Consider the following 14,416-nt stretch of genomic DNA (forward strand, 5'->3'; position numbering starts at 1 on the left):
GTTATTGAACAGAAAAACCTCCGTCTAACACCAATGAAATGCCGGTAACCCACTTGCTGGCATCTGATAAAAGGTAAACAATAGCATTGGCGACATCGCTGGTTTCGCCATAACCGAGGGGGTATTTTTTTGCATCTTCCTCAATTTGTTCAGCAGTGAATGTGGTTGAGTTTTCCCACATTTCTGTACGTACCATGCCAGGCGAAACGTTGTTCACCCTTATTTTTTGCGGGGCCAGCTCAAGCGTTAGTACTTTTTGAATAGCATTGATTGCGCCTTTTGACGCGCTGTACATAGCGTTACCCTTTGCGCCTATAAAATTACCGCCAATTGAAGACACGAATACAATGGAGCACCCTTTGTTCAACTTTTTGAGTTTGATAAGCTTGCTGAGTAGCAGGACAGGTGCAGAAAAATTTGCCTGCATGATACTATTGAGTTCGACGGCGTTTATAAATTTAAACGGAAGCGTTTTGGTTATTCCTGAGGATAATACTACGCCATCTAATCCTGAAACTGATTGTACCAGGGTATCAATGTCCTGTTCGCTGGTTAAATCGGCGGTTTGCATCGCATGCCCTTCGCCTTCAAGCTCATGAAGCGTTGCCGTGAGCCTTTCGGCATCGCGACCGCTTATATGGAGTTTTGCCCCCATGCCGGCCGATGTAAGCGCAGTTTTTTTGCCGATACCGGATGAAGAGCCGGTAATAAGAATGTTTTTTCCGGTTAATGAAAAGGGATTATTCATAGATGATCAGGTCGGGGATCACAAGGTTTTTAGTTTGGCAAACCATACTTCCCCAGGATAATCCTACACCAAAGCCACAGGCAATGATTGCATTTTCGCCGTTTTTCAAGGTTTCGGATGTTTCGGTTATCATGGTAATAGGGATACTGGCGCTGCTGGTGTTACCGAAATTTTTTAACGAGTAAGGTACCTTACTTTCGGGTAACTGGAGTTTTTTCCTGATGCGCTCGTTCATCATCAGGTTTGCCTGGTGAAAATAAAAATAGTCGACCTTATCTTTATCGATGTTAAATTTTGACAGCAACAGGTTCACACTTTCGGGAGCTTTAGAAATCCCGAACGAAAAAACGTCCATACCATCAAGTGATAGCTGCAGATTGTTGCGAACAATACCATCATTTACCTGATGTGGCTCAAGCGAAACCAGACTAAACCTGTTACGGTACCCGCCATCGGGTATAATGATGGAGTTGAAACCACTTCCATCGCTTTGTAAAATGAATTTCAGGCCTTCATCTCCCTCGTTGTACTGAAGAGCAGTGGCAGTTCCCGAATCGCCAAAAAGCGGATAGGTGCTTTTATCACCCTTTGAACATGATATGGATGAAGTATCGCCAACCAACAACAGCGCTTTTTTGATCATGCCGCTTTGCATATAACCGGCAAGCGTACTTAGCCCGTAAATATACCCGGAGCATCCCAAAGAAATATCAAGCGTGAAACAATGCGGTGAAAGGCCAAGCCTATCCTGTAAAATGGCTGATGTAGCAGGTAAAATATAATCGGCAGATTGTGTTACAAATACCAATCCTTCAATTTCGTTTTTATTCCAGTTTAATTCAGCAATGAGTTTCTCTGCAGCAGTATAACATAAATCAGATGTGCAGGTACCGGTATCAACTATATGCCGGCGTTCAATACCGGTAGTTTTGATAAGTTTTTCAAGATCCGGCGCCGGGATATTCTGTATATCAGCGTTTTCTTCAATTACAGAAGGCACGCAGGCAGCAAGGCCTTTTATCACAACATTTTTAATATGCAGAAAAGCCATTATTGAGCAGTTACCCTTGAAGCTACAATATCGTAAATATCTTGTATAGTTGATGATTTGCGGATATCGTCGCCGGTTAGCCTTACATCGTAACTGTCATCAACAAGGGCTATTACGGATAGCGCTGTCATTGAGCTCCATTCGTCGTTTTCTTTAAATTGGGTATCTGCAGCAAAATTGTCTGTAGGTATTTCATCGAATTGTTCGGCAAATTGACTGACAAATTGTTGAATATTCATGGTGTTATATTTCTGGTTCAATTATATTAATTAAGTACTTGTATTTTTTTTCATAAGCTTTTCTGTCCATCATCAAATATAGACTATTTTCATCCTCGTTTATTTGGGTGGCAAACATTTTATGAAAGCGTACTACCTTTTTATTGTCTTTGCGCACATCAAAAAGGCATTGTTCAAAACCCAGTTCATCCAGTGCAAATGATGAGATAAAAAGGTCTGATTTGATGGCAGTCAAGATATCACCGCCGGGCTTTATAAGCCAGCTGCCGCTATTGTAAGTTTTGTCCTTAAAGTCATATAAACGTACAACACCAAGCGGTTCGTGGCTGGTACTTTCAAATAAAAAGTAATACTCTTCGCCCCGGGCCTCACGTTCCTTGTATCCGCGGATCCATAAGCGTTGTTGCTCAGGGTCGTTATCTGTTGGCGATAAGTGCCTGGATAGTTTAGGATCGGTTCGCAGGCTTAAAATAAATTCGGCATCGCTTTCTTCAACCAATCTGAATATCAAGTCAAATTTATAAAAAGGGAACTGCACTTATAATGATTTGTAATTTTTGAATCGGTTATAATCTCTTAAATAATCATCTTCAGTGTATAACATGGAAGCAAGTACAAGGCAAATAGCGCCCGACGAAAAATTTGAAATATCGCGCCAGATGCCAGGCTTAATATGCAATCCCATGTATGGACGGTTCAACTGCACTGTTTTTTTGTTGATACCATCATCAATAGTAATGTCAAAGCTGCCGCTGGCCGCCACTATAAATTGTTCAAGTTGTTTATGTCCGTGTGCCGCGCGTGATTCGCCGCCCGGAATATCATATAAATAATATACCCGTTTAACAGCAAACGGAATATGAATATTGTTTTCGACAGGGGTGATGTTGCCTGCGCGATTGTGGATGCGCTGCAAGTGGATAATGTTACAGTCAAAAACGGTCGACGATTTACCTTCCATGTTTGCTGCTTATAAATTGATCAAAATCCCTGATATATTCATTTTCTTTATACTTATCATCGGCCAGGATCAGGGCCAGCGAATTGGTAGAGAAATTCTCGATCTCGCGCCACATCATTTTGGGTACATATAGCCCATAATACGAACGGTTAAGGCTAAATCGCATTTCCTTTTCGCCATCATGAAGTACAACATCGAAGCTGCCGCTAATAGCAACTATAAATTCCTGCAGATTTAAATAAGCGTGGCCGCCCCGCCGTTCGCCGCCAGGTACGTCATAGATCCAGTAGGTACGCTCAATTCTAAAGGGAATATGATTGTTTTCTTCAATAAAAGAAAGGTTCCCCCTGTCATCTAAAAACTTGGGCAATTGTATGATGTGCGGAGCTTCCATATGCTATTATGCCTGGTAACTAACAGTAAAATCAAGTTTAGGGTGAATTACACCCGGAGCTAAAGAGCTGTTACTTCCCTTGCTCTCATTTTCAACCTCAAACCCGATAAAATCATCGGCGCCGAATAACAGGTAACGTTGATTTTCACCAAAAATTAACTTAAATGAATAATTGCCGGCATTTAACAGGTTTGGCGGGATAGTACACCTAACGGTATATAATCCGGTTTTTGAATTGTTATTGGTTGATATAAGTACGCCGTTATGAAACACCGGGATTTCATCGCTGTTTTTTAATTCAAATGTAGCATCGAGGTTAATATCTGCTTTTTGATTAAAAAAGATCATCTCAAAGCTAACACCAGTCGAAATGGAGATGCTGTCGCCGGTAAGCGGGCGGATGATAAATTTAAGTATCCTAATATTTTCATTCCCCGGTGCCGAGCTCAGATCGCCATGATGCTCAAAAGTTGACCGGGTATTGTTATTGGTTTGATAAAAGCTAACAGCTTCGAGCTGTTTGTTTTCATATATCAGCTGCCCGTTCGCAAGAACAATGCCCCGGTTACATAATGTTTTAACGGCAGCCATGTTGTGGCTTACAAATAAAACAGTACGCCCTTCGCTCTTGCTCACCTGCCCCATTTTGCCGAGGCATTTTTTCTGAAATTCGGCATCGCCAACTGCCAGTACTTCATCTACTATCAAAATTTCGCTTTCAAGGTGCGCGGCCACTGCAAAGGCCAAACGAACATACATCCCTGAAGAATAACGTTTAACCGGAGTATCAATATACCTTTCAACCCCCGAAAAGTTCACGATCTCATCAAACTTCTGTTTAATCTCGGCTTTACGCATCCCCAGGATGGCGCCGTTGAGATAAATGTTTTCCCGGCCACTCAGTTCCGGGTGAAAACCTGTGCCCACTTCAAGTAAACTGGCTATCCTGCCCCTTAGCTTTACCGAACCCGTAGTAGGGGAGGTAACGCGGCTTAATATTTTAAGCAGGGTACTTTTACCTGCTCCGTTGCGGCCTATAATGCCAACGGCATCGCCCTGTTCAACTTCAAAATTAATATCGTTCAAGCTCCATACTACATCACTTTCACCCTTGATAGTACGGTCGTTTACTTCACCTATTTTCAAAAAAGGATCTTCCTTACCCCGCAGACGTGCCCAAAAACGCTCCAGGTCGCGGGAGATAGTGCCTGTGCCAAAATCGCCTAACTGATAGGCTTTTGACAGGTTTTCAACTTTTATTGCCTTGCTCATTATACGGTATCAACAAAAGTTTTTTCAACCTTATTAAATATCACTATGCCTGCCATTAGTATTAAAACAGTGCTAACGATGCTGTAAGCTAACAGCTCCCAGCTAAAGCTACCCTTGCCCAGGCAGCCATACCTGAACGTTTCAATTACGGCCGTAATGGGATTAAACTTGATAAGCCAGCTGTATTTGGGATATTTGGCCTGCGCTACCGATAAAGGGTATATAACCGTTGTTGCGTACATTAAAAGTGGTACGCCAAAGGCTACTATAAAAGCGATGTCCCTATATTTTGTGGTAACTGCCGATATGATCATACCCAGGCCCAAACCCAGCGATGCTATCATAATAATAAGCAGCGGCAGCAGCAGGGCTGCTATATTGGGAACGATCTGTTCTCCCTTTAAAACAAAAATAATGTACAAGATAATGAAAAGTAAAACCTGAACCGCAAAACGGATCAGGTTTGACAGCACAATGCTTAAGGGCATAATAAGCCTTGGAAAATATACCTTGCCCAGTATACCGGCATTATCTTTAAAAACAGTTGAGGTTTTGTTCAGACAGTCGGCAAAGTAATTCCAGATGATGGTACCGGCCAGGTAAAAGAGTGGTTTGGGCAAGCCATCAACGGGGATACCGGCCAAATTGCCAAATATCAGGGTATAAAACAGGATGGTAATAACAGGCTGAACAAAAAACCACACCGGCCCTAAAATTGTTTGTTTATAAAAAGAAACGAAATCGCGCCGAACAAGTAATATGAGCAGGTCTCGGTAGTGCCATACTTCTCTGAGTTTAAGGTCAAACAGGCTGCTTTTGGCATTTATTTCAATGTCCCAGTTTTTCGGGAGTATCTCACTCATTTATTAACTGCTCAAGCTTGGTCATATAATCGTGTTCGTTAAAATGGCTGATGCACTTTTCCTGTAAATTTTTGCGGGTATCAGCGGCTATGTGTTTTTGTAAGTGCCCGGTTATAGCGTTATTAAGTTCAGTGAGATTATCAGGGTCGATTGCTTCTCCCAGTTCTCCGTTGCGGATTGCATCAATGCTGCCATCGACATCGCCACAAATAACCGGTAAGCCACATGCAAGAGCTTCAATAAATACAATGCCGAACCCTTCTTTTTTGCTTGGTAAAACGAACAGGTCGGCCAGTAGAAAATGATCGGTAAGTTCGGCTTCGTCAATAAAGCCGGTTAAAATTACCTGCTCACTTACATCATGCACTGCAATTAGTTTTTTTATGCGGATATATTCCTGGCGGTCATATTTACCCGAAAGCATATATTTTATTTGCGGGAATTTTGACTTCAGGCTGCCCAATACGCTGATTACCTGGTCATACCCTTTGTATTGCTCGGTAGATGCCAGGCGGGTTAACGAAAACAGGATAAGATCATTATCGTGTAAACCGTAGCGCTGTAACAGGCTTTGTGGTTTTGTGAAGGTATTGGGTAACCGCATAAAAGGGTCAATAGCATTATTCAGTACAATGCATTTTCCGGCATCCAGGTTATGCCGGCCTATCATTTGTTGTTTGGTGTAATTGCTTACACAAATCACGCTATCGCAGCGCTTAAGCATTATGCGTTTAAAAAACGAAAGCGGTCGCCAAACCTCAATGCCATGTGCTACAAGCCATAACCGGCATTTAGGATTAATCAGTTTAATTAACAGGCCAATGATGGCCAGGTTAATATGGCTTAATATAGCAACATGAGGCTTTGTGGAATGACCGATGGTTTCTAAAACAAAACCCGCCCGGTTTACGCCAAACCCTTTGAAATTTGTGGAAGGTAAATATTGCGCCATCAGGTCATCCTGCTTATCATAAGCCGACCAAAGCTCAAAATTCCAATTGTTTTTTAAGGCAGCACGATGCAAGGAATGGCCAAGTGTGCGTGTCATTTTCTGGATGCCGCCGGTAGCGCTAAATGTTTGTAAAGTAAAAAGAATTACATTTTTAGCCATCATTTTGAACCTGGTATAAGGCAAAAGCTTTTGACCAATGAACGCCGTCGTTTTTAAACTGTTTTATAACATTTTGTGCCGCTTTTCCTTTGTAATTATCAGTATCGCTAATTAGGTGGTGCTCCTTCATCCATTTTTGTAAGGGGAATGTGAAACCCATTTTAGGCCTGTTCCAAATTTCAGGCGGAATAAGGTTGTCGAAACTTTCAATAAGAAGTTTTTTCGGCTGGTGTTTATTAAATCTGATGCCTGGTGTAATATTCCGGGCTGCATGGTTAAAATCTTCATCCAGAAACGGGACCCTGACTTCGAGTCCATGGTTCATGCTCATTACGTCGGTATCCCTGAGCAATTGGTTTTGCATGTAGAAATGCGTTTCAAACCATTCTGCATGCTCGTTATTATAACCATGTGGTGCGGGCGACAAGGCTGCGCCGAACAATACATCATTAATATGATCTATGCTTGTATCCAGTAAAGCAGAAACATCAGCTAATGAAAACAATCCGCGTAAAGCCAGGTAATCAGCTATCGGGTGGTTAACAGCAAGGAATGTCAACCTCTTATAATGATCAGGCAAAAAATGACCAGACATTTTTAACATCCATGGTGGTAGTTTACGCAGATAGCCAAGATATTTTATGCGGTTAAATGAGGGATAACCTCCAAAAAGTTCATCGGCGCCAACACCTGATAATACGGCTTTCAAACCATCGTCATGAGCATATTTGCTTATAAACCAGCTGTTAATGCCATCGGTGGTGGGCATGTCCATAGCGCTTATGATTTGCGAAAAAAACGCTTCAAAATCTGATTTTTTTACCAGGTGTGAAAAGTTTTGGCCATTTATTTTATTGTTGATGACGGTTTGATAGTTGCGTTCGTCATAACTTTTTTCATCAAAAAATATTGAAATTGTCTTAAGCTCCTCTTTTTTTTGCTGATTGGCCAGGAGTGTGAGCAGGCTTGAATCAATCCCACCGCTTAAAAATACACCTATCGGCGCATCGGCAATTAATTGCCTTTTCACACCCAAACTAAGTGCATTATGGATTAACCGATGGGCTTCGTTTTTATCAGTTACTATACCTTGCAAACCATCAATGTGATATTTGCTTAAAGTATAACCTGCACTCCTGTGGTTCCAGCATAAAAAATGTCCTTTGGGCAGGCTGAATACATTTTTTAATGTGGTATAGGGTTCAGGAATATGGCCAAATGCCAATAGTCTTACCGGCCAATCCGGGTCTTTTTCGATATTTAGTCCCGATTGCTTAAATGCCCGTACTTCAGATGCAAAATAAAGCTCGTTGTTTACAGCCGAATAATATAGCGGTTTTATGCCGGTGGTATCACGTACAAGATAAGTAAGGGCTTTGCCAACATCATACAAAGCAAAAGCAAACATCCCCCTGAACCTTGCAAAGGCCGCAGTGCCCCAGTTAAGGTAGGCCTGGAGGATAACTTCGGTGTCAGTGCCTGACTTAAATTGTACTCCTGATCTTAGCAATTCCTGTTTTAAGTCAGGGTAGTTGTAAATTTCGCCATTGAAAGTGATCCATGCATTTTGGCCCACATCTGCCATGGGCTGGTGCCCGTTGCTGCTGAGGTCAATAATTGATAGCCTGCGGTGGCCGAAAACAAGGCGGGCTTTTTCATCTTCAAATATGCCCTCATCATCCGGGCCGCCGTGCTGTAACGCACTGCACATTAATTTTACGCTGTTCCTGATCTCGTTTTGGGATATTTTTTCAGAAACGATTCCTGCTATACGGCACATGGTTCATTAAATTTCATAGCTTCGCCCCGTAAGTTACATTGATGTTTTGTAACTAATTAATTATTAATTACTTGTGTTGCAGGGCACAAGCTGTCTATTTATTGAATTTTCGGCGCAAATAATGAAATATTATCTATTGTCCAAAACAATTCCTTTTATTTTAAAACCGCTCAATGAGCGATGCAGCAACATTAACGATAATGGAGTAACCAATGCTTTCCAGGCGTAATATCAGTTGTTTTTGCGATCTGCGTGATACAACTTCACCAGTTATGCCCTTTAGGGCACCCGCTCTGATGATAATCTTCTCGCCCGGCTGCAGATCTTCCTCTGTTACCTCCAGTTCATATGGGCTTGCCATGAGTAATTTAAGTTCATGGATCTGCCTATCAGGCATAACAGCAGGCTTGCCCGAAAAATAAAGGAACCGCGCAATGCCTTTGGTCATTAAAACTTCGGCCTGCTCTTGTTCGGCAATATTTACAAACAGGTATGATTTTAAAAATGGTTCCTCAACCCATTTCCTGCGGTCGCTCCATTGTTTAAGCTGACGGTGCAGGGGCAGGTAAACATTAATGCCTTTGCTCATTAATGCTTCATACGCCTTTTTTTCGGCTCGTGGGTTGGTGTAAACCGGGTACCATTTGTTTACTGCCATATTGATTTTAGTAACAATCTTTTTAAATGAACACGCTTATTTAAACCATCGTTTTAAATTCCACCATTTTTTCTTTTCATCATCAAGATAATAGCCCGAACCTTCGTAGCCGCTGTAGTCTGAATAATAGTAATAGCGTGTACCTGCATTTTCGCCGGTAAATTTGGTAGTGTAATATCTTGAATGCAGCAAATCTTCTTCGAACGCATTTAAAATTATCACGGTATTATCCAGGTGATATTCCTGTGCTATGCGCTGTGGCACCGTTGCGGCATAATATTTTGATTTGCCCGACCGGATCACAAAAACATTGATATCACTTACCCTGATAAGCGGTATAGCATCTGATACCAGTCCAATCGGAGCGGTATCAATCATCACTATATCATACATCGTTTTAAGTGTTTCAATTAAAACGTTCATCCTTTTGCTGTGTAATAGCTCTGATGGATTAGGCGGTACGGGGCCCGACACTATAAAATCAAGATTTTCCTGTTCAGAGTGATGAATGATATCATCAATTTCAGTTTGGTGGGCAAGGTAATTGGTCAAGCCAATATCATTGGCCACATGAAAAGTTTTATGTAGCCTGGAACGCCGTAAATCGGCCCCTATTAATATTACCTTTTTATCAATAAGTGAAAGCGTACTTGATAAATTTACAGCAACAAATGATTTGCCTTCGCCGGCTACTTCCGAGGTTATGCAAATAACTTTGCTTGCTTTTTCTGACGAAAGGAAACTAAGGTTAGTACGTACAGAACGGACCGATTCGGCAAAAATTGATTTGGGTTTGCTGATAGCAAGGATCTGTTCGCTGCTTTCGTCAAGGGCATAAGGAAATTTTCGGATAACGCCCAGGATAGGTATGCTGGTAAGGCTTTCAATGGTTTCCTTATCATAAATATAGGGGTTTAATATCCTGATGAGAATGATAAGCCCCAGGCCTATAGCCAGCCCTAATATAGTAGCAGTACGGTGGATATTATGTTCATTGGGCGAAACCGGATTAAAGTTTGGCTGAGCCAGCTCAATAATGGTTGCGCCTGGCAAAATCCCGGCACGGCTGATCTGCGCTTCCAGTTTTTTTTCGGACAGAAAAGAGTACACCTTATCATTAATATCAAAATCACGCTGCAGGCTTACCATATCACGCTGGGCGGCAGGCAATGCCGCTATAGTTGAGTTAACCTGGCCAAGTTGATTATCAAGATATTGAATGTTTTTTTCAATGCCGGCCCGGATCTGTTTTATATTGTTTAAAGCAGTGGTTTTAATTTGGATAATGCTTTGGTTAATGTTTTGAATAGGCTGCGAATCGGCATTATAGGTAGTTAATAAACTTGCCCGTTCTGTAATCAGGTTGTCCAGGCGGCTTACCATAACTTCTAACGATGGCAGATTAGCGCTGCCTACATTAAAGTTTAAGGTTACATTGTTTTTTTCCCTGGCTATTTCGCTGCTAAGCTGGTCGAGCGCTATTAATTGTATTTTTAATAACGATTTGTTTGATTCAAGCTCGGTTGCCTTGGTTACAGAAGTAGTTGATGCAGATGTGACGTCGAGGATCTTTGATTTTTTCCTGTATTTTTCTATCGAGTTTTCAGAGCCTTTTACTTCAGCCGACAGGTAATCCAGCTGACTGTCAATAAAATCAATCATTTGTGAAGCTGACTGCGCCTTTTGGTTCCGGTCAAAAATCACATAATTGTTCATGATCGCATTAAGTACATCTGCTGCAAACTGCGGATTGGAATCTGTTTGCTGAATGGCAATTATATTTGAGTTTTTTGCTGTTTCGCCAGCATATAAATTACCCTGTACCCGGCCGATAAAATCTTCCGGGATATTGAACTTAAATAAATAAATTGTTTTGGACGGAATTAACCCCGGGTATTTAATTCGGAAACTGGTATTGCCAATGGTTACAATATCTCCGTATTTGTAGTTGTTTTGAATCTCCTTACCGTTTATGCTATAGGTAAGATTGAAGGTTTGAGCACTGACTGGCTTAAAAGTTATCAGGCTATGGAAAAAATTAAGGCTATCAAACTTTACCAGGGTAATATCAAGAGGCTTTTGAGGATAGGTTTCGGAGGTACGCACCCTGCCCGAGATATAAAAGCTGATACGATAGTCGAGGTCTTTTATTGCCGTTAGAATAAGGGTACGGCTGGTTAACACCGAAGTTATACTTTGAATTTTTGACGGGCCGCGCTCGGGCGTGGTCATTACACTGATAATGTCAGAAATCTCTGATTTTTTTTCTTCTACCTTAAGCGTCCCCCCGGTGGCATATGTTTTAGGTGTATACCATAAATAAGTGTACGAGATAGCTGATGTAATAACGACGGATGCCAATATCCAGTACCAGCGGCTGAGTAGTATTTTGCCGATCTTAAAATAGTCAATTTCCTGGTTGGGCAGCTTTCTTTGTACTTTTTCTAACTCTTCCATTTACCGATGAGAAAGCGTAAAAATAATTAAGGCGGTATTAAGCAGCAGTAAAACCGGCTGTGTTATTACTGAAAGGTTTTGCAATTTATCATTGCGTACGGCGCGCTTGTTTTGTGCAATATAAATAACATCTCCGCTTTGAAGTATAGCACGGGGATTATTTATTGATTGGATATCCCGAAGGTTAATTTCAGTAACCTGCGGGTTTTTTTGATCGCCTCTTATTATTTTTACATTTGCTTCATTAGCCTTATCTGTCAGGCCTCCTGCTTCTCCAATCATTTCAACCAAAGTGGTCCTGTCTTTTGTTAACGTATAATTTCCCTGCCCTTTTATTTCGCCAAGTATGGTAACCTTGAGGTTAACTATCTTTAGTTCAATGATAGGGTCTTTCAGCAGGTTTGTACGATAAAGCTCCTCAATTTGTTTTGCTGCTTCTGGCCTGGTAAGGCCTGCAACTTTTACATGGCCGATAACCGGGAGCGCAACAGTGCCGTCGTCTTCAACCTGAAAAGTTTGCCCGGTAGTGCCGCCTCCCCCGCTGCCTCCTGCATTGGTAGCAGGCGTTTCATCAACTATATATTTTATGCTTTGCAGGTTCCTGATCTGCAGTATATCCTGTGCTTTAATGCGGTACGGGCCTGCTGCGGCATCGCTTCCTTTTGATGCGGTATCGGTAACAGTATACTTTTGTTCAAAAAGATATTGATATTGTTTGCTTGAGCAGGAGGTTAACAAAAAAAGTATCCCAGTAATTAGGCAGATAGATGTATAATTGCGCATGTTAAGCTATAAAGTTCCAAGTTATATTTAATATAATTAGGCTTCAAAGTCAAAATTACATAATTTCGGGGTATTAATACGTTGTATTTTTCCCAAAGTTGCAAGGTTGAAGATCTCGGTTATCACTGTCGTTTACAATGCCCAGGATACTATTAAAAGATGTATCGAATCTGTTATCGGTCAGAATTACAACAACATTGAGTATATTATAATTGATGGCGGCTCAACAGATAATTCCCTGCAAGTAATTGATCAACATAAATCGCACATCAAAGTTTTGATATCTGAGCCTGACCAGGGCATTTATGATGCAATTAATAAGGGGATCCGTTTAGCAACAGGCGAAATAGTTGGTACGCTTAATGCCGATGATTTTTTTGCAGATCAGGAAGTTTTATCAGCAGTGGCACAGGCTTTTTCAAACAGTGATACAGAGATCGTTTACGGAAACCTTGATTATATAAATTCTGCAGGGAAAATTACCCGTAAATGGAAAAGTCACGCTTGTGGAAAAAATTCCTTTAACCGTGGTTTTATGCCCCCGCACCCTACCTTCTATTGTAAACGCTATTTGTTTGAGAAACATGGCTTTTACAGCCTTGAATATGGTTCTGCAGGCGATTATGAATTAATGGCGAGGTTTCTGCATAACTGGCAGATAAGGAGCTTTTATCTTAACAAAGTCTTGGTTAAAATGCAGGTAGGGGGTATCAGCAACAGCAATTTAATGAACAGGTTTAAGGCGTGGTCATTTGATTTGAAAGCAATGCGCGAAAACAATGTGTTTTTACCTGTTTTTGCAGTTGTGCTGAAACCCATTAGGAAAATTTCACAATTTCTTTAATCTTTAGTTAACCTTTTATGTTTCCTGTCGTATAAGTATTTATAAATGAATAAGCCGGTCACTAACACATTTATAGCATATGCTTGAATTTCTACGCTCTTATCATTTTGTTTACAATTTGCTGATAGTTGCATTTTCAATTCTTGTAACATTATTATGTATCCCTTCAATTTTACATGTTGCACGTGCACGTCATTTATATGATGATGTTGGCCATTTCAGGAAACAGCATGACCACGGCATTCCCCGTTTAGGCGGGGTGGCTATTTTTGTAAGCTTCACTATTACAGTTCTGCTGTTTATTGATAAGTCGTTGCCCATTAGTTACCTGCTTACCGCATGTATAATTTTGTTTGCAATGGGGTTAAAGGATGATCTTTCGGGGGTTAATTCAAGCACTAAGTTCATGATCCAGTTTGTGGTTGCTGCCATACTTGTTATCCCCGGAGATATCCGGATCAGCAGCATGTACGGGGTTTTTAATATTACGGCCTTGCCATATATACCCAGCATAATATTGTCAATACTGGTTATTATGCTCATCATCAATTCTTTTAACCTTATTGATGGTATAGACGGCCTGGCTGCAACTACGGGTATTATTGCCAACAGCACTTTTGCAGCACTTTTTATTTATATGAACAAGTATGAGCTTGCGGCAATTTCGCTTGCTATGGTTGGGGCGGTGGCTGGTTTTTTGCGTTTTAACATAACCCCCGCTAAAATATTTATGGGCGATACCGGAGCCCTGCTTATTGGCCTGGTATCTGCAGTAATGGCTATTAGATTTATTGAGTTAAGTAAGGTTTCGACTGTTAAATTACCTTTTATATATACAGCTCCGGCTTTAATTGTAGCAGTACTTATAGGCCCTGTTTTTGATACACTCAGGGTTTTCACTATCCGGCTCTTAAACAAAAAATCCCCTTTTGATGCAGACCGCAATCACATTCACCATCGCATGTTAAAAATGGGCTTAACACATCTGCAAACTACCCTTGTTTTAGCATGCCTAAACCTTGTTTCGATAGTAATGGTGCTGGTGTTAAGTAACTTAAATAACTCCTGGCTTATTGTTCTTATATTTTTATTGTCGATATCCTTCAACGGGATGGTCACTTATTTTATCCGTTCAAAAAAAGATGAAGCCTTGGTAGTCCGGAATTTTAGCGACTAATAAACAATTGTAACCTGCAAGTAGTAATACCGGAAGTAAACAAATTAACCATCCATCTTCATTAACTTTGATGCTTTA

15 protein-coding genes are annotated in these 14,416 nt (G+C 41.0%); 2 read left to right on the forward strand and 13 right to left on the reverse strand.

Annotated features, from left to right (window positions below; all coding sequences use genetic code 11):
• Position 1: 1 nt before the first annotated feature.
• The 13 genes from MusilaSJ_RS19110 to MusilaSJ_RS19170 form a co-directional block, all read right to left on the reverse strand.
• Positions 2 to 748, reverse strand: coding sequence for an SDR family NAD(P)-dependent oxidoreductase (locus MusilaSJ_RS19110; RefSeq protein WP_274986453.1), 747 nt, complete (start codon positions 746 to 748; stop codon positions 2 to 4).
• Positions 741 to 1,799, reverse strand: coding sequence for a 3-oxoacyl-ACP synthase III family protein (locus tag MusilaSJ_RS19115; RefSeq protein WP_274986454.1), 1,059 nt, complete (start codon positions 1,797 to 1,799; stop codon positions 741 to 743). Before MusilaSJ_RS19115 ends, MusilaSJ_RS19110 begins: the two co-directional genes overlap by 8 nt.
• Positions 1,799 to 2,038, reverse strand: coding sequence for an acyl carrier protein (locus tag MusilaSJ_RS19120; RefSeq protein WP_274986455.1), 240 nt, complete (start codon positions 2,036 to 2,038; stop codon positions 1,799 to 1,801). Before MusilaSJ_RS19120 ends, MusilaSJ_RS19115 begins: the two co-directional genes overlap by 1 nt.
• A gap of 4 nt (positions 2,039 to 2,042) precedes the next feature.
• Positions 2,043 to 2,549, reverse strand: coding sequence for a GNAT family N-acetyltransferase (locus MusilaSJ_RS19125; protein ID WP_274986456.1), 507 nt, complete (start codon positions 2,547 to 2,549; stop codon positions 2,043 to 2,045).
• Positions 2,550 to 2,576: 27 nt separating this feature from the next.
• Positions 2,577 to 2,999: a sugar 3,4-ketoisomerase gene (locus MusilaSJ_RS19130; protein WP_274986457.1), complete on the reverse strand. Its 423-nt coding sequence runs from the start codon at positions 2,997 to 2,999 to the stop codon at positions 2,577 to 2,579.
• Positions 2,989 to 3,393, reverse strand: coding sequence for a sugar 3,4-ketoisomerase (locus MusilaSJ_RS19135; RefSeq protein ID WP_274986458.1), 405 nt, complete (start codon positions 3,391 to 3,393; stop codon positions 2,989 to 2,991). Before MusilaSJ_RS19135 ends, MusilaSJ_RS19130 begins: the two co-directional genes overlap by 11 nt.
• Before the next feature lie 6 nt (positions 3,394 to 3,399).
• Positions 3,400 to 4,665 (reverse strand): ABC transporter ATP-binding protein, encoded by a 1,266-nt coding sequence (locus MusilaSJ_RS19140; protein ID WP_274986459.1) that lies wholly within the window; start codon positions 4,663 to 4,665, stop codon positions 3,400 to 3,402.
• Positions 4,665 to 5,528, reverse strand: coding sequence for an ABC transporter permease (locus MusilaSJ_RS19145; protein WP_274986460.1), 864 nt, complete (start codon positions 5,526 to 5,528; stop codon positions 4,665 to 4,667). Before MusilaSJ_RS19145 ends, MusilaSJ_RS19140 begins: the two co-directional genes overlap by 1 nt.
• Complete coding sequence (locus tag MusilaSJ_RS19150) at positions 5,521 to 6,642, reverse strand: glycosyltransferase family 4 protein (RefSeq protein ID WP_274986461.1); 1,122 nt, start codon at positions 6,640 to 6,642, stop codon at positions 5,521 to 5,523. Before MusilaSJ_RS19150 ends, MusilaSJ_RS19145 begins: the two co-directional genes overlap by 8 nt.
• On the reverse strand, positions 6,632 to 8,419 hold the full coding sequence (gene asnB, locus MusilaSJ_RS19155) for an asparagine synthase (glutamine-hydrolyzing) (protein WP_274986462.1): 1,788 nt from the start codon (positions 8,417 to 8,419) through the stop codon (positions 6,632 to 6,634). The genes MusilaSJ_RS19150 and asnB overlap by 11 nt, the downstream gene beginning before the upstream one ends.
• Before the next feature lie 160 nt (positions 8,420 to 8,579).
• Positions 8,580 to 9,077: a UpxY family transcription antiterminator gene (locus tag MusilaSJ_RS19160; RefSeq protein WP_274986463.1), complete on the reverse strand. Its 498-nt coding sequence runs from the start codon at positions 9,075 to 9,077 to the stop codon at positions 8,580 to 8,582.
• A 36-nt stretch (positions 9,078 to 9,113) separates the two neighbouring features.
• Positions 9,114 to 11,534 carry a GumC family protein gene (locus tag MusilaSJ_RS19165; RefSeq protein ID WP_274986464.1) on the reverse strand — a complete coding sequence of 807 codons (2,421 nt, stop codon included), beginning with the start codon at positions 11,532 to 11,534 and terminating at the stop codon, positions 9,114 to 9,116.
• Positions 11,535 to 12,317 (reverse strand): polysaccharide biosynthesis/export family protein, encoded by a 783-nt coding sequence (locus MusilaSJ_RS19170; protein ID WP_274986465.1) that lies wholly within the window; start codon positions 12,315 to 12,317, stop codon positions 11,535 to 11,537.
• Between the two features lie 106 nt (positions 12,318 to 12,423).
• On the opposite strand from MusilaSJ_RS19170, the gene MusilaSJ_RS19175 reads away from it, so the two are divergent.
• Together MusilaSJ_RS19175 and MusilaSJ_RS19180 are read left to right on the forward strand one after the other, a co-directional pair.
• Positions 12,424 to 13,161, forward strand: a complete 738-nt coding sequence (locus tag MusilaSJ_RS19175) for a glycosyltransferase family 2 protein (protein ID WP_274986466.1) — start codon at positions 12,424 to 12,426, stop codon at positions 13,159 to 13,161.
• A 79-nt stretch (positions 13,162 to 13,240) separates the two neighbouring features.
• The gene (locus MusilaSJ_RS19180; RefSeq protein ID WP_274986467.1) at positions 13,241 to 14,338 is read left to right on the forward strand and encodes an MraY family glycosyltransferase; all 1,098 of its coding nucleotides are present in this window, start codon (positions 13,241 to 13,243) and stop codon (positions 14,336 to 14,338) included.
• Positions 14,339 to 14,416: the final 78 nt, after the last annotated feature.

The sequence above is a fragment of the Mucilaginibacter sp. SJ genome (assembly GCF_028993635.1).
Taxonomy (GTDB): Bacteria; Bacteroidota; Bacteroidia; order Sphingobacteriales; family Sphingobacteriaceae; genus Mucilaginibacter.